The sequence below is a fragment of the Rhodococcus sp. SJ-2 genome (assembly GCF_053750035.1).
Window position 1 is genome coordinate 5,130,875 of the sequence record NZ_CM132340.1, and the last position, 23,131, is coordinate 5,154,005.

General features: G+C 66.6%; 19 protein-coding genes and 1 riboswitch. Of the genes, 13 read left to right on the forward strand and 6 right to left on the reverse strand.

Features of this window, described 5'->3' with window-relative positions; translation table 11 throughout:
* The first annotated feature begins 155 nt into the window (after positions 1-155).
* From ACSYG9_RS23960 to ACSYG9_RS23990, 7 genes are all read left to right on the forward strand, one after another.
* Positions 156-1,589 carry a FecCD family ABC transporter permease gene (locus ACSYG9_RS23960; RefSeq protein WP_454843033.1) on the forward strand — a complete coding sequence of 478 codons (1,434 nt, stop codon included), beginning with the start codon at positions 156-158 and terminating at the stop codon, positions 1,587-1,589.
* 5 nt (positions 1,590-1,594) lie between these two features.
* Positions 1,595-2,728, forward strand: coding sequence for an iron chelate uptake ABC transporter family permease subunit (locus ACSYG9_RS23965; protein ID WP_440127783.1), 1,134 nt, complete (start codon positions 1,595-1,597; stop codon positions 2,726-2,728).
* 77 nt (positions 2,729-2,805) lie between these two features.
* Entirely contained in the window at positions 2,806-3,615 is an 810-nt protein-coding gene (locus ACSYG9_RS23970) for an ATP-binding cassette domain-containing protein (RefSeq protein ID WP_440127784.1), read from the forward strand.
* A 52-nt stretch (positions 3,616-3,667) separates the two neighbouring features.
* On the forward strand, positions 3,668-4,069 hold the full coding sequence (locus tag ACSYG9_RS23975; RefSeq protein ID WP_169690176.1) for a BlaI/MecI/CopY family transcriptional regulator: 402 nt from the start codon (positions 3,668-3,670) through the stop codon (positions 4,067-4,069).
* A 13-nt stretch (positions 4,070-4,082) separates the two neighbouring features.
* Entirely contained in the window at positions 4,083-5,033 is a 951-nt protein-coding gene (locus tag ACSYG9_RS23980) for a M56 family metallopeptidase (RefSeq protein ID WP_454840254.1), read from the forward strand.
* A gap of 56 nt (positions 5,034-5,089) precedes the next feature.
* Entirely contained in the window at positions 5,090-6,541 is a 1,452-nt protein-coding gene (gene gndA, locus ACSYG9_RS23985) for an NADP-dependent phosphogluconate dehydrogenase (RefSeq protein ID WP_454840256.1), read from the forward strand.
* Between the two features lie 13 nt (positions 6,542-6,554).
* Positions 6,555-7,439 carry a DMT family transporter gene (locus tag ACSYG9_RS23990; RefSeq protein ID WP_440124817.1) on the forward strand — a complete coding sequence of 295 codons (885 nt, stop codon included), beginning with the start codon at positions 6,555-6,557 and terminating at the stop codon, positions 7,437-7,439.
* On the opposite strand, the gene ACSYG9_RS23995 is transcribed toward ACSYG9_RS23990, so the two are convergent.
* On the reverse strand, positions 7,440-8,096 hold the full coding sequence (locus ACSYG9_RS23995; RefSeq protein ID WP_440124818.1) for a methyltransferase domain-containing protein: 657 nt from the start codon (positions 8,094-8,096) through the stop codon (positions 7,440-7,442).
* A 190-nt stretch (positions 8,097-8,286) separates the two neighbouring features.
* On the opposite strand from ACSYG9_RS23995, the gene ACSYG9_RS24000 reads away from it, so the two are divergent.
* The 6 genes from ACSYG9_RS24000 to ACSYG9_RS24025 all read left to right on the forward strand — a co-directional run bounded on the left by ACSYG9_RS24000 (position 8,287) and on the right by ACSYG9_RS24025 (position 17,014).
* The gene (locus ACSYG9_RS24000) at positions 8,287-9,633 is read left to right on the forward strand and encodes a CNNM domain-containing protein (RefSeq protein WP_440124819.1); all 1,347 of its coding nucleotides are present in this window, start codon (positions 8,287-8,289) and stop codon (positions 9,631-9,633) included.
* Positions 9,630-10,730, forward strand: coding sequence for a CNNM domain-containing protein (locus ACSYG9_RS24005; RefSeq protein ID WP_440124820.1), 1,101 nt, complete (start codon positions 9,630-9,632; stop codon positions 10,728-10,730). Before ACSYG9_RS24000 ends, ACSYG9_RS24005 begins: the two co-directional genes overlap by 4 nt.
* A complete protein-coding gene (locus ACSYG9_RS24010) occupies positions 10,727-11,644 on the forward strand; it encodes a 3-methyladenine DNA glycosylase (protein ID WP_440124821.1) in 918 nt (305 codons plus the stop codon). Before ACSYG9_RS24005 ends, ACSYG9_RS24010 begins: the two co-directional genes overlap by 4 nt.
* A gap of 90 nt (positions 11,645-11,734) precedes the next feature.
* Positions 11,735-13,918, forward strand: coding sequence for a malate synthase G (locus ACSYG9_RS24015; protein WP_440124822.1), 2,184 nt, complete (start codon positions 11,735-11,737; stop codon positions 13,916-13,918).
* A 208-nt stretch (positions 13,919-14,126) separates the two neighbouring features.
* Positions 14,127-15,839, forward strand: coding sequence for a substrate-binding domain-containing protein (locus tag ACSYG9_RS24020; RefSeq protein ID WP_440124823.1), 1,713 nt, complete (start codon positions 14,127-14,129; stop codon positions 15,837-15,839).
* Positions 15,840-15,841: 2 nt separating this feature from the next.
* Positions 15,842-17,014, forward strand: a complete 1,173-nt coding sequence (locus ACSYG9_RS24025; RefSeq protein WP_440124824.1) for a metallophosphoesterase — start codon at positions 15,842-15,844, stop codon at positions 17,012-17,014.
* A gap of 159 nt (positions 17,015-17,173) precedes the next feature.
* Here ACSYG9_RS24025 and gcvP read toward each other — a convergent pair whose 3' ends face one another.
* The 5 genes from gcvP to garA all read right to left on the reverse strand — a co-directional run bounded on the left by gcvP (position 17,174) and on the right by garA (position 23,074).
* Positions 17,174-20,032: an aminomethyl-transferring glycine dehydrogenase gene (gcvP, locus tag ACSYG9_RS24030; RefSeq protein ID WP_440124825.1), complete on the reverse strand. Its 2,859-nt coding sequence runs from the start codon at positions 20,030-20,032 to the stop codon at positions 17,174-17,176.
* A gap of 166 nt (positions 20,033-20,198) precedes the next feature.
* Positions 20,199-20,296, reverse strand: a riboswitch (glycine riboswitch).
* Between the two features lie 68 nt (positions 20,297-20,364).
* A complete protein-coding gene (locus tag ACSYG9_RS24035; RefSeq protein WP_374229952.1) occupies positions 20,365-20,991 on the reverse strand; it encodes a MerR family transcriptional regulator in 627 nt (208 codons plus the stop codon).
* Between the two features lie 250 nt (positions 20,992-21,241).
* Positions 21,242-21,715: a bifunctional nuclease family protein gene (locus ACSYG9_RS24040; protein ID WP_169690164.1), complete on the reverse strand. Its 474-nt coding sequence runs from the start codon at positions 21,713-21,715 to the stop codon at positions 21,242-21,244.
* Positions 21,716-21,872: 157 nt separating this feature from the next.
* On the reverse strand, positions 21,873-22,610 hold the full coding sequence (gene ftsR, locus ACSYG9_RS24045) for a transcriptional regulator FtsR (RefSeq protein ID WP_440124826.1): 738 nt from the start codon (positions 22,608-22,610) through the stop codon (positions 21,873-21,875).
* Positions 22,610-23,074, reverse strand: a complete 465-nt coding sequence (gene garA, locus ACSYG9_RS24050) for a glycogen accumulation regulator GarA (protein ID WP_169690162.1) — start codon at positions 23,072-23,074, stop codon at positions 22,610-22,612. Before garA ends, ftsR begins: the two co-directional genes overlap by 1 nt.
* Positions 23,075-23,131 lie beyond the last annotated feature (57 nt).

Below are 23,131 nucleotides of genomic sequence, written 5' to 3' on the forward strand. Positions count from 1 at the left end.
TTACATTCGAGGTGGGGATTGCGCAACCCGCCGCACCGAACCAACACCCACCGACCGGACCCGCCCCGTGACAGACCGAAATAGGATTCCGTAACCTAACCTCCAAACCCAGCCGAGCACGCTGTCACGAGGAGCGCACCACGCACGTGGCCATCATTCGACCCCCCTCCCCCACACTCACGGCCACAGAACCCACGACCACCGAGTGCACCGAACCGCCCACCACGGCCCGGCGCGTCGTCGCGGAACTGCTGGATCTCGCGCTCCTCGCAATCCCCCTCGCGATCGGCGCACTACTGGTCGACACCCTCGCCGACGCCAACGGCGGCGGACAGACCGACCGCGTCGTCTTCGGCGGCGCCGCACTGGCCGCCACCCTCGGGGTGCTGCTGTGGAACCGGGGCCACCGGGAAGGCCGCACCGGCGCAAGCCTCGGCAAAGCCTGGACCGACCTGATCACCCGCGACCCGGACACCGGCGCTCCCGTCGGCCCCCGCCGCGCCCTGCTGCGCCGCCGCACCGAGGTCGTCATGGCCCGCACCGCCGCCGACGACGGTTTCACGCCGCTGCCCGCGGACACCAGCGTCGCCGGGATCCGCCGCCGACGACTTCTGGGACTGCTCGCGCTCGCCGTGATGCTCGTGCTGGTCCTACTCGCCAGCGTCGCCATCGGCGCACGACCGATGACCTTCACCGAAGTGTTCCACGCGTTGTTCGTCAACGACGGCGCCGAAACCGACGTGATCATCCACTCCCTGCGCATCCCCCGCACCCTGCTCGGACTGCTCGTCGGCATCGCCCTGGGCGTAGCAGGCGCCCTCATCCAAGGCCACACCCGCAACCCGCTCGCCGACGCCGGGCTACTCGGCATCAACGCAGGCGCCGCACTGTTCGTCGTACTCTCGATCTACCTGCTCGGCACCAGCACCCCCGCCGAATACCTGTGGTTCGCGTTCGCCGGATCCCTGTTCGCCAGCGTCATCGTGTTCGGGTTCTCCTCCATCGGCAACGGCGGCTCGAGCCCCCTGAGCCTGGCCCTCGCCGGCGCCGCCGTCGCTTTCTTCCTCCAGGCCATGATTCAAACCGTCGTCCTGCTCGACCAGACCAGCCTCGACGGCTACCGCTTCTGGGTCGTCGGATCCGTCGCCGGCCGCGGCATGGACGTGCTCTGGCAGGTCCTGCCGTTCATCGTCGTCGGCCTCCTCATCGCCCTCGCGAGCACCCCGGGCCTCAACGTGCTCAGCCTCGGTGAGGACGTCGCCCGATCCCTGGGCACCAACATCGCACTCACCCGCGTCATCGGCATCGCCGTGATCACCATCCTCACCGGCGCCGCCACCGCGGCGTGCGGGCCCATCGCGTTCGTCGGCCTGATCGTCCCGCACATCGCCCGCGCCGTCACCGGCCCCGACTACCGCTGGCTCGTTCCCTACGCAGGCCTGCTCGGCGGCGTGCTCCTCGTCCTCGCCGACGTCATCGGCCGCATCGTGGTGCGCCCCGGCGAACTCCAGGTCGGCATCGTGCTCGCCCTGGTCGGCGCCCCGTTCTTCATTGCCCTCGTCCGCCGCCGGAAGCTGGTGTCGCTGTGACCGACCTGACGAAGATCGACCCCGCGGCGCCCTCCACCACCGGCCGAGAACGCCGCCGCCACACCCCCGTCCAGCGCTCCACCGCCGTCCCCGCCCGCCCCGCCTTCCGCCTCGGCCGCTTCTCCGTCGTATGGCGCGGACGCCCGGTGCTGGTGTGCCTCCTGCTCGCCGTCGCCGCATTCCTGCTCCTGTGCATCGGACTCGGTCGCGGCGACTACCCCATGTCCGTCCCCCAAGTCCTCGAAGTTCTCTTCGGCGGCGGCGAACGACTCGACCGGTTCATCGTGTTCGACCTGCGACTCCCCCGCGGCATCGGCGCCCTCGTCGTCGGCGCGGCCCTCGCCGTCTCCGGAGCCATCACCCAGTCGTTGTCCCGCAACGCCCTGGCCAGCCCCGACATCCTCGGCATCACCGCCGGCGCCAGCGCCGCTGCCGTCGCCCTGATCGTCGTCACCAGCGGCGGCACCATCGTCGGAGTCCTCGCAGCCCTCGGCCTGCCCCTGGCCGCCCTCGCCGGCGGTCTGCTCACGGCCACCGTGATCTACCTGCTCGCCTGGAAGAACGGCGTCGACGGATTCCGGCTCGTGCTCATCGGCATCGGCGCCAACGCCATGCTGATCGGCCTGACCAACTGGATGCTCGTCTCCGCCGACATCAACGACGTCTCCCGCGCCCAGGTCTGGCTCACGGGCTCCCTCAACGGGATCAGCTGGAGTCAGGTCATCCCCGCGGGCATCGCCCTCGCCGTCATCGGCACCTGGACGATCATCGCCTCGTTCACCATCGGCGCCCTCCGCCTCGGCGACGACACCGCCCGCTCCCTCGGGATCCGCCTGCAATCGCAGCAAGGCATGCTCCTCGTCGCCGCCTGCGCGCTCGCCGCCATCGCCACCGCCGCCGCCGGACCCATCGGCTTCGTCGCACTCGCCGCACCCCAGGTCGCGCTCCGCCTCGTCCGCTCCGCCGGACCCCCGATCATCGCCTCCGCGCTGACCGGCGCCGTACTCGTCGTCGGCGCCGACATCATCGCCCGCACCATCCTGCCGGTCTCCCTGCCGGTCGGCCTCGTAACCTCCGCGCTCGGCGGCCCGTTCCTGCTGTACCTGCTCGTGCGCTCCAACCGGAAGGTGTCCGTGTGACCCCCACCCAGCCCCTCGACACACACCGCCTCGACACACACGCCGACGGCGCCACCGACCTCACCGGCTCACGACTCATCGCCGAACATCTCGCACTCGGCTACGGAGACCGTCTCATCGTCGACGACCTCGACCTCGAGATCCCCACCGGCGTGATCACCACCATCATCGGCCCCAACGGCTGCGGCAAATCCACACTGCTGCGTGCACTGAGTCGTCTCCTCAAACCTCGCAGCGGACACGTCGTGCTCGACGGCCGCAAGATCACCACGATGCGCACCCGCGACGTGGCCCGAGTCCTCGGCATGCTCCCCCAAGCACCCACCGCCCCCGAAGGACTGACCGTCGCCGACCTCGTCGCCCGCGGCCGCCACCCCCACCAGTCGTGGATGCGGCAATGGTCCGGCGACGACGAGGACGTCGTATCCACCGCACTCGCCCGCACCGGCATCGCCGACCTCGCCGACCGCCCCGTCGACGAACTCTCCGGTGGCCAACGCCAACGCGCCTGGATCTCGATGGCCCTCGCGCAAGGCACCGACATCCTGCTGCTCGACGAACCCACCACCTACCTCGACCTCGCACACTCCATCGAGGTCCTCGACCTCGTCGATCAACTCCACAGCGAACTCGGCCGCACCGTGGTGATGGTGCTCCACGACCTCAACCTCGCCGTCCGCTACAGCGACCACCTCGTCGTCATGCGCGACGGCAAGGTCATCGCCTCCGGCCCTCCCACCGAAGTCATCTCCGTCGAACTGCTCCGCGACGTGTTCGGACTCGACGCCTCTGTCATCAGCGACCCGGTCTCCGGCCGACCCCTGATCGTGCCCATCGGCACCCGCCACGTCTACGGCACGGTCGGCGGCGACACCCCGCCCGAATAGCTACGACCCTAGGTAGTACGCACAAATGTCGGAGACTCCGTAGAATCACGGTATGGCAGCACTAGGCGAACTCGAGCGAGCAGTGATGGACCACCTGTGGTCCTCCACCGAACCCCAAACCGTGCGACAGGTCCACGAAGGCCTCTCCGCCCAACGCTCCCTCGCATACACCACCGTCATGACTGTCCTTCAACGCCTCGCGAAGAAGAACCTCGTCATCCAGCAACGCGATGACCGCGCCCACCGCTACCTCCCGGTACACGGCCGCGACGAACTCGTCGCAGGCCTCATGGTCGACGCCCTCGACCAGGCCGACGAAACCGCCGGACGCACCGCCGCCCTCGTCCACTTCGTCGGCCGCGTCGGCGCCGACGAAGCAGCCGCACTGCGCGCCGCCCTCGCCGAACTCGAAGCCCAACACAGCACCGACCGGTCCCCCGGACGCGCAAGCTGACACACTCGACTACATGAATGCGACCACAGCGCTCGTATTCGGCATACTTGCGCTTCTCCTCGCGGGCCCGGTGCCCGGGCTCCTCGCCCGCGCCACCTGGCCACACCGCAACCCACGAGCCGCCCTCGTCCTGTGGCAGGCCGTCGCTCTCGCCGCCGTGCTCTCCGCATTCAGCTCCGGGCTCGCCATCGCCGCGCTCCTGCTGGTCCCCGGCGAAGACGGCCGCCCCACCACCGGCCCCCTCGAAGAAATCGACGCGCTCGGACTACCCCTGTGGCTGACCTACGTCGTCGTCTTCACGCTCACCCTGCTCATCGGCGGCCGCCTGATCTACTCGATCCTGCGCGTCGGGGTCCGCACCCGCCGCCGCCGCGCCCGCCACCGCATGCTCGTCGACCTCCTCGACCGCCGCGACAACCCCTCCGCCGTCCGCACCCTCCCCCACGTACGGATCCTCGACAGCGCCGACCCCATCGCCTACTGCCTACCCGGCATCCGGCACCGCGTCGTCCTCTCCGAAGGCACCCTCGACAACCTCGACGACGACGAACTCAGCGCCGTCCTGCGCCACGAACACTCCCACCTGCGCGCCCGCCACGACCTGATCCTCGAAGCATTCACCGCCGTCTACGAAGCGTTCCCCCGATGGGTTCGCTCCGGCTCCGCCCTCGGCTCCGTGCAACTCCTCGTCGAAATGCTCGCCGACGACTCCGCCGTCCGCCGCACCGGCCCCGCCCCCCTGGCCCGTGCCCTCATCACCTGCGCCGATGCCCGCACCCCCACCGGCGCCCTCGCCGTCGGCGGCCCCTCCACCCTGCTGCGAGTACAGCGACTCGCCGCCCCCGGCCCCGACCTGACCATCTCCGCGTGCGCCTACATAGCCGCCGCCGCGATCCTCGTCATCCCCACCGTCGCCGTCGCCGTCCCCTGGCTCACCGAACTGACCCGCCTGTTCACCCACTGACACACCTCGTACCCGTTCGATTTCGATCGCGCCCCATTTCGGGGGAAGCTGTACCCATGACCGTCGAACGCACCGAGACCCCCCTCGCCCAGATCGGCGTGACCGGCCTGGCCGTCATGGGGTCCAACATCGCCCGGAACTTCGCCCGCCACGGCTACACCGTCGCCCTGCACAACCGCAGCATCGCCAAAACCGACGCCCTGCTCGCCGAACACAGCAGCGACGGCACCTTCGTCCGCACCGAAACGATCGACGAGTTCGTCGCCGCCCTGGAAAAACCCCGCCGCGTCCTGATCATGGTCAAGGCCGGCGACGCCACCGACGCCGTCATCGAAGAACTCGCCGACGCCATGGAACCGGGCGACATCATCATCGACGGCGGCAACGCCCTCTACACCGACACCATCCGCCGCGAAGCCGCCCTGCGCGAACGCGGCCTGCACTTCGTCGGCGCAGGCATCTCCGGCGGCGAAGAAGGCGCCCTCAACGGACCGTCCATCATGCCCGGCGGCCCCGCCGAGTCCTACGCCGCACTCGGCCCCCTCCTCGAAGCCGTCTCCGCCAAGGTCGACGGCACCCCCTGCTGCACCCACGTCGGCCCCGACGGCGCCGGACACTTCGTCAAGATGGTGCACAACGGCATCGAATACGCCGACATGCAGCTCATCGGCGAGGCCTATCACCTGCTGCGCGACGCACTGGGCTACGACGCGGCGAAGATCGCCGACGTATTCGCCGACTGGAACACCGGCACCCTCGAGTCATATCTCATCGAAATCACCGCCGAAGTGCTCCGCCAGACCGACGCCACCACCGGAAAACCCCTCGTCGACGTCATCGTCGACGCCGCCGAACAGAAAGGCACCGGCCGCTGGACCGTCAAAGCGGCCCTCGACCTCGGCATCCCCGTCACCGGCATCGCCGAAGCCGTCTTCGCCCGCGCACTGTCCGGCTCCCGCACCCAACGTGCCGCAGCCCGCAACCTGGCCACCGGCACCCTCGGCGCCGCACCCACCGACGCCGCCCAGTTCACCGAAGACATCCGCGCCGCCCTCTACGCCTCCAAGATCGTCGCCTATGCCCAGGGCTTCGACCAGATCGCGGCAGGCAGCGCCGAATACGGCTGGAACATCGACCGCGCTGCCATGGCCACCATCTGGCGCGGCGGCTGCATCATCCGCGCCCAGTTCCTCAACCGCATCAAAGAGGCCTACGACGCCGATCAGGAACTGCCCAGCCTGATCCTCGCCCCATACTTCCGCGACGCGATCGAAGCCGGCATCGACAGCTGGCGACGCGTCGTGGTCACCGCCACCACCCTCGGCATCCCCATCCCCGCCTTCGGCTCCTCCCTGTCCTACTACGACGGACTGCGCGCCGAACGTCTCCCCGCCGCACTCACCCAAGGCCAACGCGACTACTTCGGGGCACACACCTACGAGCGCACCGACAAGCCCGGCAAGTTCCACACCCTGTGGAGCGGCGACCACAGCGAAGTCCAGGCCTGACCCGCCCCCGACCATGACCGGCACCGCGGCAGCATCCGTGACGTGCGCACTTGCCGCCGCGTTGCTGGTCGCTGTCAGCATGGTCGCCCAGCAACGCACCGCCGCCGCCGTTCCCACCTCCGGCCCACTCGTCGGCACTCTCATCCGCAGCCCCCGCTGGTGGGCGGCGTTGGCCGTGGACGGCGGCGGCTACACCCTCCAAGTTCTCGCCCTCGCGCTCGGCACCGTCCTGATCGTGCAACCCCTGCTCGTCTCGTCGCTGCTGTTCGCCATCCCCATCTCCGCCTACTACACAGGACGACGACCCGACCACCGCACCCTCCTGCTCGCCGCGGCCCTGTGCATCGCGTTGGCCATGTTCCTGATCGCCGGCAATCCCACCGCGGGAAACATCGACGCTGCCGCCACCCGATGGGCACTGCCTCTCACGATCACCCTGACCGTCGCCGCCTGCGCCGCCGCACTCGGCGCCGCCCCCGGGACGCCGAGACGCCGCGCCATGCTGCTCGGTACCGCCGCAGGCATCCTCTACGGCGTCGCGGCGGCCCTCACCAAACATGTCACCGACCTGATCGAACACGGCCTACCCACCGTTCTCGGTTCGTGGCAGGTCTGGACCGTGATCACCGCCGGACTCACCGGCATGTACCTGCAGCAACGCGCCTTCCAAGCCGGGCCGCTCACAGCCTCCCTCCCCACACTGACGATCGCCGAACCGCTCGCCGCCGCGGCCCTCGGCATGACCGTGCTCGGCGAACACCTCGACACCGACGGCCTCGGCCTCATCGCCACCGCCATCGCGGTCGCAGTCATGGCCGTAACCACGCTCGCGCTCGCCCGCACCGTCACCACACCGGTGACCGACGAGACCGCAACGATCAAACCCACTCGGTCCTGATCAGTTCCCCGACCGCGACAACACCGCAACCAAGAAATCCGAATCCTCCGCGAACGGGCGCAGATCCCATGTCGACAGCAACAGCTCCGGAGTGAGCCCTCCGGCTGCGGCATCAGCAAGGAACTCCGCGAAGTCGTAGTCGCGGCCCGCACCGAACCCCACCACCGCACGCCCCGACGGCGCCAGATGCCGCGCGAACCCAGCCAACGTCGCCCGACGCGTCGCCGGTGCCAAGAACGTCATCACATTGCCCGCACACACGATCGCATCGAATTCCGCCGACACACCACGACTCGGAAGATCCAACTCGGCCAGATCGCCGACCAGCCACGTCGGGCCCGGATAATCCTCCTCGGCCGCCGCAATCAACACCGGGTCGACATCGACCCCCACCACGACATGCCCCACCCCGTGCAGATAGCCACCCAACCGGCCCGGACCACACCCCGCATCAAGCACCCGCGCACCCCGCGTCAACATCGCGTCGATCAACCGGGCCTCGCCCACGATGTCCTCACCCTGTGCCGCCATCGTGCGGAAACGCTCGACATACCAAGTCGAATGCGACGGATCCGCGGCGGTGATGTCCTCCCACTGGCTTCGAATGCGCTCGGCCAACGTCCCACCTCCTCGATCGGGCCGCCCACTGCGAGCCACGTACGCCCCACCCTATGCACTGCACCGCAGCACGAGACAGCCCACGACCCCCGAATTATAATGACCACTTTCACCACACCGTCCGGGACCAGACCATCCATCCCGGGCCGGACGAGAGGAACACGGTGCCCGCGGCACCCACTATCGGCACGCCCCCGGCCGAATCCGCCGCCACCCCGGAGCGGCACTGATGTCCGTCGCCCTGTCCATCCTCAGCCTCCTCGGCTTCGTCGCACTCACCGCAGGCACCGCACTGTTCGTCGCTGCCGAGTTCTCCCTGACCGCCCTCGAACGCAGCACCGTCGAAGCACACGCCCGGGACGGCGACACCCGCGCCCGCCAGGTACAACACGCCCACAGCACTCTCTCGTTCCAGCTGTCCGGTGCCCAACTCGGCATCACCATCACCACCCTGATCACCGGCTACCTCGCCGAACCCGTCCTCGCCCGCTTCCTCGACCCCGTATTCGGTGCCATCGGGCTGTCCGAGAACACTGCGAGCACCCTGTCCCTGATCGTCGCGCTCGTCCTCGCAACGTCGTTCTCCATGATCTTCGGTGAACTCGTCCCGAAGAACATCGCCATCTCCCGGCCCCTGGCCACCGCCCGCACCACCGCCGGCCTCCAAGCCGGCTTCTCGCTGGTCTTCCGCTGGGCCATCAACGGCCTCAACGGCACCGCCAACCGCATCGTGCGACGCTTGGGCATCGAACCCGCCGAAGAATTGCGCTCAGCACGCTCCCCTCAGGAACTCGGCTCTCTCGTACGCGCCTCCGCTGAAGGCGGTGTCCTCGACGAATCCACAGCCCGCCTCGTCGACCGTTCGCTGCGCTTCGGTGAACGCACTGCCGAAGACCTCATGACCCCGCGCGTGACCGTCGAATGCCTCGATCACCGCGACACCGTCCTCGACCTGATCGAACTGTCCTCACGCACCGGATACTCCCGATTCCCGGTGATCGATGCCGATCTCGACTCCACGCTCGGCGTTGTCCATGTCAAACACGCGTTCACCGTCACCGCCGACCGACGCGGCACCACCGCAGTCCGGGATCTCGCCCGAAGAGTGCCGATCGTGCCGTCGACCCTCGACGGCGACACCGTCATGGAACGCGTCCGCGCCGACGGAATGCAGGTCGCCCTCGTCGCCGACGAATACGGCGGCACCGCCGGGATCGTCACCATGGAAGACCTCGTCGAGGAGATCATCGGAGACGTCCGGGACGAACACGACCAACCACAACCCGCCGCCCTGCCATTCGACAAGGGGTGGGCGTGTTCCGGGCTCCTGCGCATCGACGAGGTCACACGACTGACCGGCTACCGTGCTCCCGACGGCGACTACGAGACGATCGGCGGACTCATCCTCACCGAACTCGGTCGTATCCCCCAGGTTCACGACGAGATTCCGCTCCCCGCCCGCGACCGCGACGAGTCCCCCTGGCTCGCCCGCGTCCTCGAGATGGACGGACACCGCATCGACCGTCTCTTGCTGACCCCCACCGGCCACGACGATCCGGGTCAGGAGCAGCCATGAACGACCTGCTCGCCGTCGCCCTGACCATACTTCTCCTCGCCGGGAACGCCTTCTTCGTCGGCGCCGAATTCTCCCTCATCACCGCCCGGCGCGACCGACTCGAAGCGCTTCATGCCCAAGGCAAGAAGCGTGCCCACACCGTCATCACCGCCGGCGAACACCTCTCCCTCATGCTCGCCGGCTCCCAACTCGGCATCACGATCTGCTCGATCCTCCTCGGTCGCGTCGGCGAACCCGCCATCGCTCACCTCATCGAGAGCCCACTCCACCTGATCGGCCTCCCCGCCCCACTCTTGCACCCCATCGCGTTCGCCGTCTCGATCACGCTCGTGGTGACACTGCACATCCTGCTCGGCGAGATGGTGCCCAAGAACATCGCGATCGCCGGGCCCGAACGCACCGCCATGCTCCTCGTCCCGATCCACCTGCAGTTCATGCGCCCCGCCCGCCCCCTGATCGCCTTCTACAACTGGTGCGCCAACATCACGTTGCGACTGGCACGTATCGAGCCCAAAGACGAACTCGACGCGACCGTCACCGCAGGTGAACTGACCGAGATGATCGGTGAATCACGATCCGAAGGCCTGATCGACGAAGAAGAACACCGCCGCCTGACCCACGCACTGAACACCGGAGGACGCACCGTCTCCGACGTCCTCATCCCCGTCGACGATGTCCGTACCGTGCCCGCCACCACTGCCGGTGTCGCCCTCGGCGCCATCGAACTGGCCGTCACCACCACCGGGTTCTCGCGCTATCCCACGCGCACTGCCGCCGGCGACTACACCGGATACCTCCACGTCAAGGACATCCTCGACCTCGTCCACGACCACACTGCAGGCCCCGACACCGTGATTCCACCAGGCACCATCCGACCGCTCCCGCCGCTCCCGCTCGACACCGCACTCGACGATGCCCTGTCCCAGCTCCGCCGCGCCCGCTCCCACCTCGCCTGCGTAGTCGACCACACCGGCGCCACGCTCGGCATCGTCGCCCTCGAAGACCTGGTCGAAGAATTCGTCGGCACGGTCCGCGACGCCACCCACCGCATCACCGATCCCACTCCCGGGAAACGCACAGGAGGCACACCCGAGTGACCGAGACCCCGACCGCCCACCGCGAGGTGATCCTCACCGAGAGCCAATGGACCGCGCGCCGCGACCGACATCGACACGAGGTCGACGAGTTGCTCGCCGCGTATCTGCGCCGGCGCGCGGCGCACGAGAAACATCCCGTTCACGATTTCCTGTTCACGTATTACAGTCACCGGCCCGCTCAGCTGCGGCGGTGGCACCCCGGATTCGGCACCGTTCTGCTCGGGGCGGGTCGCGAATACCGAAACCATCCCGCCTACGAGCGGGTCGTCATCGACGGCACGCCCGGGGTCCGGGTGAGCTCCGACACCCTCGAGCGTCGGTCCGGCACCGTCGAGTTCGTGACCGATCTGCTGACTCGCACTGGTTCGAGGTCCGCTCAGCTCGGCTGTTTCGGGCTCCACGAATGGGCGATGGTGTACCGCACGAGCAGTGACGATGTGCGGCATTCGGCGGTGCCGCTGCGGCTCGGTCACGCCGGAACGGATGCGGTGGTGGAATCAATGCAGCTGCGCTGCAGTCATTATGACGCCTATCGGTTCTTCACCCCGGAAGCCGCGCCTCGCAACTTCGAACCCCTCACCCGCGACACCCAACTCGATCGCGAGCAACCCGGGTGTCTACATGCGGGGATGGATCTCTACAAGTGGTGTTACAAGCTCTCCCCCTTGGTGGATTCGGACCTGCTGTTGCGTTGTTTCCGGCACGCCGCCGTGGCACGCGAACTCGACATGAGGGCGAGCCCGTATGATCTGGGCGACTACGGCTACTCGCCCATCACGATCGAGACTGCCGCCGGACGCGCACAGTACGTCCGCGAGCAGTCGGCGCTCACCTCTCGCGCCGCGGACCTGCGACAGGACCTGCTCGAACGATGCACCGCCCTGCGCGCGCGCCGAACCGACGTACGCCCCTAGCTACCGGCGGGTAACATAATTGGTGAATTTTCGTGCGGCTCCCGGAACGCAACAACACCGGGCGCACAGCAACCGGAAAGAGTGAGGGTAATGACTGAACGCGTGACCGTCGGCGGACTGCAGATCGCCAAGGTGCTCTACGACTTCGTCAACAACGAGGCGCTCCCCGGCACCGGAGTGGACGCCGAGGCGTTCTGGACCGGCGCCGACAAGATCGTCGAAGAGCTCGCCCCCAAGAACCGCGACCTGCTCGCCAAGCGCGACGACCTTCAGGCCAAGATCGATACCTGGCACCGCGACCGCGCCGGAACGCCCCACGACGCAGCCGCCTACAAGGCCTTCCTCGAAGAAATCGGTTACCTCGTCCCCGTGCCCGCGCCCTTCGAGGTCACCACCGCCGGAGTCGACAGCGAGATCACCTCCACCGCAGGCCCGCAGCTCGTGGTGCCGATCCTCAACGCCCGCTTCGCGCTCAACGCCTCCAATGCCCGGTGGGGTTCGCTCTACGACGCGCTGTACGGCACCGACGCCATTTCCGAAGAGGGCGGCGCGGAGAAGACCGCAGGCTACAACAAGGTCCGAGGCGACAAGGTCATCGCCTGGGCACGCGACTTCCTCGACAAGGCCGCACCTCTCGCCTCAGGCAGTCATGCCGACTCGACGAACTACATCATCGACGGCACCGCACTGAAGGTCACGCTCGCTGACGGCACCGTCACCGAACTCGCACAACCCGACAAGCTCGTCGGCTATCTCGGCGAACCGAGCGCCCCCACCTCGATACTGCTGCGCAACCACGGCCTGCACATCGACATCCAGATCGATGCGGATTCTCCCATCGGCGGCACTGACGCCGCCGGAGTCAAGGACGTCGTCCTCGAATCGGCCGTCACCACGATCATGGACTTCGAGGACTCCGTGGCCGCCGTCGACGCCGACGACAAGACCCTCGGCTACCGAAACTGGCTCGGACTCAACCGCGGCGATCTGACCGAGTCGTTCGACAAGGGCGGCAAGACCCTCACCCGCACCCTCAACGCCAACCGCGTCTATACCGGTATCGACGGCAACGACCTCGAATTGCATGGCCGCTCCCTGCTGTTCGTGCGCAACGTCGGCCACCTCATGACCACCCCCGCCATCCTCGACTCAGACGGCAACGAAATCCCCGAAGGCATCCTCGACGCCCTGATCACCAGCCTCTGTGCCGTCCATGGTCTGCATACCGACGACGCACACGGCGCCCTGGCCAACAGCCGCACCGGCTCGATCTACATCGTCAAGCCCAAGCAGCACGGCCCCGAGGAATCCGCCTTCACCACCGAACTGTTCGGCCGCGTCGAACAGGTGCTCGGCCTTCCTGCCAACACCCTCAAGGTCGGCATCATGGACGAGGAGCGCCGCACCACCGTCAACCTCGCCGCCTGCATCGAGGCCGCCTCCGAGCGCGTCGTGTTCATCAACACCGGCTTCCTCGATCGCACCGGCGACGAAATCCACACCTCCATGGAGGCCGGCGCCGTCGTGCGCAAGGCGGCCATGAAGCAGCAGAAGTGGATCGCCGCGTACGAGGACTGGAACGTCGACACCGGACTTGCCGCCGGGCTGCAGGGCAAGGCACAGATCGGCAAGGGCATGTGGGCCATGACCGACCTCATGGCCGACATGCTCGTGCAGAAGATCGGCCAGCCCAAAGCCGGCGCCAACACCGCGTGGGTCCCGTCCCCGACCGGCGCCACCCTGCACGCCACCCACTACCACGAGGTCGACGTCTTCGCAGTGCAGGACGCATTGAAGGGCGCGCCCCGCGCCACCGTCGACGACATCCTCACTATCCCGCTCGCCGAGAGCACCGACTGGTCCGACGCCGAGAAACGCGAAGAACTCGACAACAACTGCCAGTCCATCCTCGGTTATGTGGTCCGTTGGATCGACGCCGGTGTCGGCTGCTCCAAGGTTCCCGACATCCACGACGTCGCACTGATGGAAGACCGCGCGACGCTGCGCATCTCGAGCCAGCTCCTCGCGAACTGGATCCGCCACGGTGTCGTCACCGAAGATGACGTCGTCGCCGCCCTCGAGCGGATGGCTCCGGTCGTCGACCGTCAGAACGAAGGCGATGCCACCTACCGGAACATGGCGCCGAACTTCGACACCAACATCGCCTTCCAGGCCGCGAAGGAACTGATCCTCGAAGGTGGCACGCAGCCCAGCGGCTACACCGAGCCGATCCTGCACCGTCGCCGCCGGGAGTACAAGGCCGCAGGCGCCTGACCCCGGCACCCCCAAGGAGGAGCGATGGGCCCCGATCCGCGTGGATCGGGGCCCATCGTCACACCACCGGGGCAGGCATGGACCGGCACCCTCGACACCTCACTAGACTGCTGGGGCCCGACCACAACGAAACGGGGCGAGAAACCAAGTGGCTCGACATCGCGGATCCGGTGGAACACGTGGAGTCAGCACAGGCATCGTCGTTTCCGTGGTCGCGGTCGCCCTCCTGGTTCTCGGCATCGTCGGCTGGCTCCAACTCCGCAACCGAATCGACGAACAGGCCACCGAAGCAGCCAGGACCTGTGTCGAAGGTGACGTCGAACTCCGGATCGCCGCCGACCCGCTCATTGCCCCCACCCTCGCCGACCTCGCCGACACGTGGAACACCGACGTCGCACCCGTCATCCGCGACTATTGCGTCACCGCTCACGTCACCTCCACCGAATCCACCACGGCCGCCGCGACCCTCGCCGACGGCACCTGGAACCCCGAACTCGGACCCGAACCCGCTCTCTGGGTCCCCATCGACACCCGCGCCGCCGACCGCGCGGGCTCGAGCGCGAGCGGACAACGTCGATCCCTCGCCACCTCACCGATCGTGCTCGCGACCCCCGCAGCCCTGAACAACGGACTCACCACGGCCGGGATCGATTGGCGCGACCTACCGTCGCTGCAGTCCGTCCCCGGATCCCTCGGCGCACTCGGCCTGGCCCCTTGGGAATCTCTGCGCATGGCACTGCCCACCGGAACAGGCAGCGATGCCACCCTGCCCGCCCTCGAAGCCGTCGCCACCACCGGGGCAGGACCACTGACCCAGGACGAAGCGCGGTCACCGGACGTCGTGACTGCTATCACCGAACTCGCGCTCGGAGCCGACGCACTCGACATCGCGGCAGGCCCCTCCACCGCGGACGCGCTCACGGCACTCGCCACGAACACCGCCCCCGACTCCCCGATCCACGCAGTGCCCGTGGCAGAAAAACAACTGCACGACGCAGTCACCGACGGAACCGCCGCAGACCTCGCCGGATTCCGTCCCGCAGGTGCCACGCCCATCGCCGACTTCCCAGCAGTGGTCCCGAGCACCCCCTGGATCGACGAAACACTCTCCCGGGCCGCCGGACAGTTCATCGACTACGTGCGCAACCCCGACCAGGCCCGACGCTTCATCGATGCCGGATTCCGGAACCAAGACGGTGATTCCCCCGATCGATCCGACTTCGCATTCGCGCCGGTCGCCGATGTCCTCGCCCCGGCAGATCCATCCGCCGGCGACGCGCTCCTCGACATCCGCCTCGATCCCCAACAGCCTGTCAAAACGACCGTGCTCGTGGACACCACCACCTCCATGGCCGCCACCGCAGCAGGTGGTACCACCCGACTCGACGACACCGCGACCGCAATAGAGAACGTCCTCCGCCGTTCCCCGAACTCCTCGATCTTCGGGATACATGTCTTCGACGACACATCGCCCTCCCGAGTCGCTGTTGCTCGCGACGCGCTCACCGGCGAGCAGCGTGCGGCGCTGAATTCTGCACTCGACGCCGTCATCCCCACCGAGACTGCGCCGGTGTACGAATCGATCCTCGCCGCATACGCCGATGCCGTCGACAACTACGATCCGTCCAGACCGAACTCGGTGCTCGTGATCCTCGACAGCGACGACGAGAGCCTGGACGGCGACGAGATGAACACCGACGTCGATTCCAGCACGGGTACAGGCGAAGAGCTTCTCGACGGAATCAGCGAGCTCACCGACAGCGCATCACCGGTCCGGGTAGACATCGTCGTACTCGGCGACGATGTCACCGACTCCGAGACACTGCAAGACCTCACCGACCGCACCGGCGGGTCGTACTCCACGCTCGCCACCATCGCGAACGACGATCTGACCGCCTTACTCCGAAAGCTCACCTCCTGACCGTGATCCGACTACTCGTCGCGGGGACGTTCCTCGCCCTCATCACCTACTGGCTCCACCGTCGCCTCGTACGAGCGCCAGGCCTCACCGGGAGAGCTGCACTGACGGCCGATATCGTCCTCGTAGCGTTACTCGCGACCGCATTGGTCGCGTCCGTCACCGGCACTGTTCTCGACCCCGCATGGGCACGTCCGCTGGGCTTCCTCGGCTACAGCTGGTTCGCCGCAGGTCTCTACTTGATCTTCGGGCTCCTCGTCATCGGCGCTTTCTGCCTAGCGGCACGGCTCGTGCGACGGTTCCGCAGTGGCAAGTCCCCCTCGGACGAACCCGGCTCATCGCACCTACCACCACCACGCCGTGCACTCCGGATCGCAACGGGCTCTCTCGTTGCCGCCACCGTCGCCACGATCGGCTATGGAAGTCTGGTCGAGGCAGCCAATCCACGGCTCGTTCACTCCACCATCGCCCTGCCCGGGCTTCCGGACGAGTTCGACGGCATCCGCGTCGCCTTGATCACCGACTTGCACGTCGGTCCGGCGCGGGGCGCCGGGTTCGTGCGGGGAGTCGTCGATCAGGTCAACGAACAGCGACCCGACCTCATCGTTCTCGGCGGGGATCTCGCCGACGGCACCATCGAGCTGGTGGGCGACGACCTCGCGCCCCTCGTCGAGCTTCGTGCCCCTCTCGGGGTCTACGGAGTGAGTGGCAATCACGAGTACTACTCGGACGACGCCTCGTCCTGGCTCGATCACTGGGAAACCCTGGGTGTGAAGACCTTGCGAAACGAAAACGTCCTCGTGACGCACAACGGCGAGCAGATCGCACTGGCAGGCGTGCACGACTACACTGCTCCCGCACCGGATGCAGCGGATCTGCCCCGAGCCATCGACGGGCTGTCTCCGGAGACCTTCGTTCTTCTGGCCGCACACCAGCCGAAACACGTCTTCGAAGCACAGGATCTCGGTGTGGACCTTCAGCTGTCCGGACATACACACGGCGGCCAGATGTGGCCCCTGGGATACATCGTCGCTGCTGCGAATCCCACTGTCACCGGGCTGGACCACTTCGGCGACACCGCAATCTATACGTCACAAGGCGCCGGTGCGTGGGGCCCGCCGGTCCGCGTCGCAACTCCGCCCGAAGTTTCTATTCTTGAGCTCGTCACACAGAAGTAGCTGCGCCGCTGCTCGAGACGGACCTTTCGTCTGTGTGTTTTAGAGGGGAGATTCCGTGTTTACTAAGGGGTGATATTCTGTATATTTTGCTATTCCGTATAGTACGGAATGCTTCAACTTCGAAGTGTGGCTGCGGGCAATGCCCGCAGCCACAGGCTCTCAGCTGCTGTATGCCTCCAGCGGTGGGCACGAGCACACCAGGTTGCGGTCGCCGTGGGCACCGTCGATTCGACGGACCGCCGGCCACACCTTCGCACGCCCCTTCCCTAGCGGGTACACCGCGATCTCACGCGAATATGGATGGTCCCACTCCCCCACCAGGCACTCCGCGGTGTGCGGTGCTCCTCTCAGCGGGTTGTCGTCGACCGCCCACTCCCCTGCCCCGACCCTGTCGATCTCCCCCCGGATCGAGACCATCGCATCGATGAACTCGTCGATCTCGCTCAGATCTTCACTCTCGGTGGGTTCGACCATGAGAGTTCCGGCCACGGGGAAACTCATCGTCGGCGCATGGAATCCGTAGTCGGCGAGACGCTTGGCCACGTCATCGACGGTGACACCGGTGTCCCTGGTCAACTGACGCAGGTCGAGGATGCACTCATGCGCCACCATTCCATTCGCACCCGTGTACAGCACCGGGAAGTACTCGTCGAGGCGTCGTGCAATGTAGTTCGCCGACGCGATCGCAGTGAGCGACGCCCGGCGAAGCCCGGAAGCACCCATCAGCTTGATGTACGCCCACGTGATCGGCAGGATCGACGCCGATCCGTAAGGCGCAGCCGAAACCGGCCCCACGCCGCCGAGACCCGGCACTGCGGGATGCCCCGGGAGGAACGGCGTGAGGTGCGAACGAACTCCGATCGGACCGACTCCCGGTCCGCCACCACCGTGTGGAATGCAGAAGGTCTTGTGCAGGTTCAGATGGCTCACATCGCCACCGAACCTGCCCGGTCGGGCCAGACCCACGAGTGCGTTGAGGTTTGCGCCGTCGATGTACACCTGCCCGCCTGCGTCGTGCACGGCACCGCAGATGTCCTCGATCTCGTGTTCGTAGACGCCGTGGGTCGACGGGTAGGTGATCATGATCGCAGCCAGCCGTTCAGCGTGGTCAGCGATCTTCGCTCGCAGATCGTCGAGGTCGACGTCACCGTTGGGACGGCACGCCACCACCTCGACACGCATACCTGCCATGACTGCAGAGGCGGCATTGGTTCCGTGTGCGCTCGACGGAATCAGGCAGGTGTCGCGGTGGTCGTCACCGCGGCTCAGGTGGTAGTGCCGAATAGCGAGCAGACCTGCGTATTCACCCTGACTGCCTGCGTTGGGCTGTAAGGTGACGGCGTCGTACCCGGTTACTGCGGCGAGCCAGCGTTCGAGATCCGAGATCAGTTCCCGGATTCCTACGGTCTGTTCCGCGGGAGCGAACGGGTGCAAGCCCGCGAACTCCGGCCACGTGATGGCTTCCATCTCCGCAGCGGCGTTGAGTTTCATCGTGCAGGAGCCGAGCGGGATCATGGTGCGGTCGAGCGCGAGATCTTTGTCGGACAACCGTCGCAGATACCGCATCATCGCGGTCTCCGTCCGGTACTTCGTGAACGCCTCATGCTTCAGGAAGTCACTGGTTCGCCCGAGCGCCTCCGGGATGGACGCTCGTTCGGCTGCAACCGTCTCCTCGGCGGCGATACCGAACGCGGAAAGCACACTCGCCACGTGTGCATCTGTCGTCGCTTCGTCGCAGGAGATCGACACGTGGTCCGCGTCGACGAGATACAGATTGACCGACCGCTCAGCCGCTGCCGCCACAACCTCGGCGGCGCGATCCGGAACCCGGACCAGGACGGTATCGAAGAAGTCGTCGTGAACGACCGCGACTCCACCGCGTCGCAGCGACGCAGCAAGACCGGCTGCATGAGCAGCCACTCGTCGTGCGATTCCGGTCAGTCCCTCCGCGCCGTGATACGACGCGTACATCGCGGCGAGAACCGCCAGAAGCACCTGAGCGGTACAGATGTTGCTGGTCGCCTTCTCACGGCGAATATGCTGTTCACGGGTCTGTAGCGCAAGCCGGTAGGCAGAGGCACCGTCAGCATCGACCGAGACACCGACGAGACGTCCCGGCAGATTCCGCGTGTGCGCAGCGTTCACAGCCAGATATCCCGCGTGTGGGCCACCGAATCCCATGGGCACCCCGAATCGCTGAGTGGTGCCGAAGCAAGCATCAGCGCCCTTCTCCCCGGGCGGAGTCATCAGCGTCATTGAAAGGAGGTCCGCGCCCACCGCGACCATCGCACCGCGCTCATGTGCCGCATCGATCACGGGCGCAACGTCGAACACTCGGCCCGACGCACCCGGTACCTGCAGGATTACACCGAAGAACTCACCCTCGGGCAGTCCCTCCTCCACAAGGTCAACGGTGACGAGCTCGATGCCGAGCGGCTCGGCGCGGGTTGCGAGCACCGCGGCGGTTTGAGTGAACAGGTCGGAATCGACGACGAACCGGTGGCTCTGGGACTTGCGGTTGGCACGACGCAGCAAGGTCATCGCTTCCGCCGCAGCAGTGGCCTCGTCGAGCATCGAGGAGTTCGCGACTTCCATACCGGTCAGGTCCGCGACCATCGTCTGGAAATTGAGCAACGCTTCGAGCCGACCCTGACTGATCTCCGGCTGATACGGCGTGTAGGCCGTGTACCAAGCGGGATTCTCGATGATGTTGCGGAGCAGCACCGGCGGAGTGAGCGTGTCGTAGTAACCGTGCCCGATCATGGAGGTGGCGACCGCGTTGCGCGACGCCAAGGCTTTCAGACCGGCGAGAACTTCGTGTTCGCTGAGCGGCGCATCCAGGACACCGAGCCCGTCGGCCACTTCGCCGGCACAGTGGTCGAGAATGCCCGCGGGCAGCGCCTTTGCGACGAGGTTCTCGAGCGTATCGACTCCGACAACGTCGAGGATCCGGCGCATTCCCTGCGCATCAGGTCCGATGTGACGGTCGGCGAAATTCCAGGTGACGGCATCTGTCATCGCAGCTCCCAGGCTGGTCGGCGAGGTTCACACGTGCTCGGTCGGCACGGGCGCTTCCTCCCCCTCTGTCCTGAGCTCGCGAGGCGAGCGCCTGAGAGATTCGGTCCTGGTCGGCGAACCTTTCCCCGTGGGCGGGTGGGTGCTCCCACCACTTTCCAGAGACGTCGTAGCTCACGCGGTCCTGGGTGCCTGAGAGATTGACGGGGAGGTGCTGCTCCTTCGGCGCCCGGACATGTTGGTCCGGGGCTCTCCCGCGGGACGGCGACGCACACCGATTCTAGAGCACGAGCGGGCCGATCGAGTCCACGCTCTCCCGGCGGGTGACGTATGCCCTATCCGATGCGGCGGTTGATACGGTTTCGACGGCGGGAAGCCAGTTCGTCCTCGGGCTTCTCTTCGACGTCGTATCCCTCGGCGCGCTCGGCCGGGAAATCCGCGATACTGCCTGTCAATTCTCGGACTGCCCCACTGACTGCGATACCGAACACACCTTGCCCGCCTTGGAGCAGGTCGACGACCTCTTCCGGGGAGGTGCATTCGTAGACAGTGGTGCCGTCGGAGAAAAGGGTGATCTTGGCCAGGTCCCGTACGCCACGGCTCCGGAGATGATCGACCGCTACGCGAATGTTCTGCAGAGAGACTCCGGTATCGAGGAGGCGCTTGACTATCTTGAGGACCAGAATGTCCTTGAACGAGTACAGGCGCTGGCTTCCGGAACCCGCCGCGCTCCTGATCGAAGGCACTACCAGATTGGTTCGTGCCCAGTAGTCGAGTTGACGGTAACTGATACCTGCAATCTGGCACGCGATCGGGACCCGATAGCCGACAAGTTCATCGGGGACCGAGTTGTCGGGAAACAGCCCCGGCTGCAGATCCTCGGAAGTGTCCGATACCGGTACCGGAGCCACGCGATCGCCGGTGCCGGCACCGAGTTGCTGTCCTTGCGGCCGATCTCGCACTTTGTGACTTCCTCTCGCGCGCCCCGTTGTCCCTCGCCACCACCGACCAGGCGGATCTCCTCCGCATCCGATCCCGTACATCCCCCGGTTCACCCGACTTGTCCCGTAACGGATCAACCAAGCGTACGCCCTGTGTGATTCAGGTCGAGCAGCAACACGCCGACTCGGAAAGTAACGTTCGACATTACACGGGTTCGTCGCAGTGCGTCGTCGAACAACTTCGACCCGAGCCGTCGGCGCGACGAGCAGATCAGCCGTCGGTTGCCTTGAAGTCGTCGGGCGAGACCGATTCGAGGAATTCCTTGAACTTCTCGACCTCGTCCTCCTTCTCCTCGGGCATCGCGAGGCCGGCTTCTGCCAGAACTGATTCCTCGGCAAACACCGGTGCACCGGTGCGCAAGGCGACGGCAACTGCGTCCGAAGGACGACACGAGACCCGCATCTCCCCCTCGAAGAGGAGATCGGCGTAGAACGTACCCTCCTGAAGATCCACTATCCTGACCTCGAGGAGGGCATGACCGAACGCGTCGAGAAGATTCTTGATCAGGTCGTGCGTGAGCGGCCGGGCCGGCTCCACTCCCTGCTGTTCCAGCGCAATGGCGGTGGCCTCCATCTGACCGATCCAGATCGGTAGGTACCGCTCGCCCTCTGCTTCGCGCAGCAGAAGGACAGGCTGGTTCTGGGGTTGCTCGACTCGGATACCGACTATCCTCATCTCGCTCATAGCGGCGCCTCCGTCCCGGTGCCTGTCAGTCGCGTGGTCGCTGACACGTACTGCCTGAATTCTAGTGCGCTCGTTCGTGTACGTCAGGTGCCCGAATCCGGAAGGTGCACCGCTTCCCGTGCTCAATACTGCTGCAGGGCTGCCTCGACGATCGAGGTCAACGATCGAGTGAACCCTGCACCGCCGACTTGACGAGGCACGTGTGCAAGGTCAGAGATAGCGCAGCCAACTCACGAACCATCTCTTCTGCGCGTTCCCGCGCCCCTGCATCGCGTCCCTTGGCGACAGGACCGGCGATCTGGGCGACGAGGCCCGCTTCGCGGTCTGCCGCCAACTTGAACGCGCGTAGGTGCCGGACTTCGAGTCCGAACTGGGACATCGCCTTCGCTGTCCGCGCCAGCAATACCGCATCGTCGTCGAAGAAGCCTGCGGCACCCGGCGTGAGGAGCCCCGCGCCCACCAGCTCGGTGAGGAACACGGTGTCGATACCGGCCCGTTCACAGAGATCGTCTCGACCCACTCGGATCTGGCGGTCGGTACGAAGGTCCTCGGGAGAAACCTCGCCCCGCGCGACCGCGAGCTGGCGCGGTCGCTTGGGGCGAGTTTCGACGGCCCCCACCGTTGCGGCACCACGGTCGATCGCCTCGAGCTGTTCCTTGATCACCTTCAGCGGGAGGTACTGATCGCGCTGCGCGGTGAGCACGTACCGGAGTCGCTCACAGTCCGCGATCGAGAACCGCCGGTAACCCGACGGTGTGCGCTCCGGACTGATCAGTCCTTCGGCTTCGAGAAATCTGATCTTCGAGATCGTCACGTCCGGGAACTCCGGGCGGAGTCGATCGAGCACGGACCCGATCGACATACCTGCCGGCGCCGGCTGGCGGGCAGCGGTCATCAGCTACCTGCGCCCTGAGTGCCCCGCGGGCCGGTCAAGAACACCAGACGGAACTTTCCGATCTGGACCTCGTCGCCATTCGCGAGTACTGCCGAGTCGACGGGCTCACGATTGACGTAAGTACCGTTGAGGCTTCCCACATCGACGACCTGGAATTCGCCGTCGTCCTGGCGGAACTCTGCGTGACGACGGCTGACGGTGACATCATCGAGGAAGATGTCGCTGTCGGGGTGTCGCCCGGCGGACGTGGTGGGCTGGTCGAGCAGGAAACGCGACCCCGCGTTGGGACCGCGCTTGACGACGAGCAGGGCCGCCCCGGCCGGAAGACCTTCGACTCCCGAGACCGGTGCTTCGGTCGTCGCAGCCGCGCCGGTGTTCTCCAATTCGTTCAGGAAGTCGGCACGAAACACCGAAGTGGTTTCCGCTGGGGTCTCTTCGTAGCCCGCGTTGCCGTTCTCGCTCACCGTTTCTCCTTATCCGTTCGATCGTCCGGGTAGTCCCGGACGATCGTCATTCGTTCG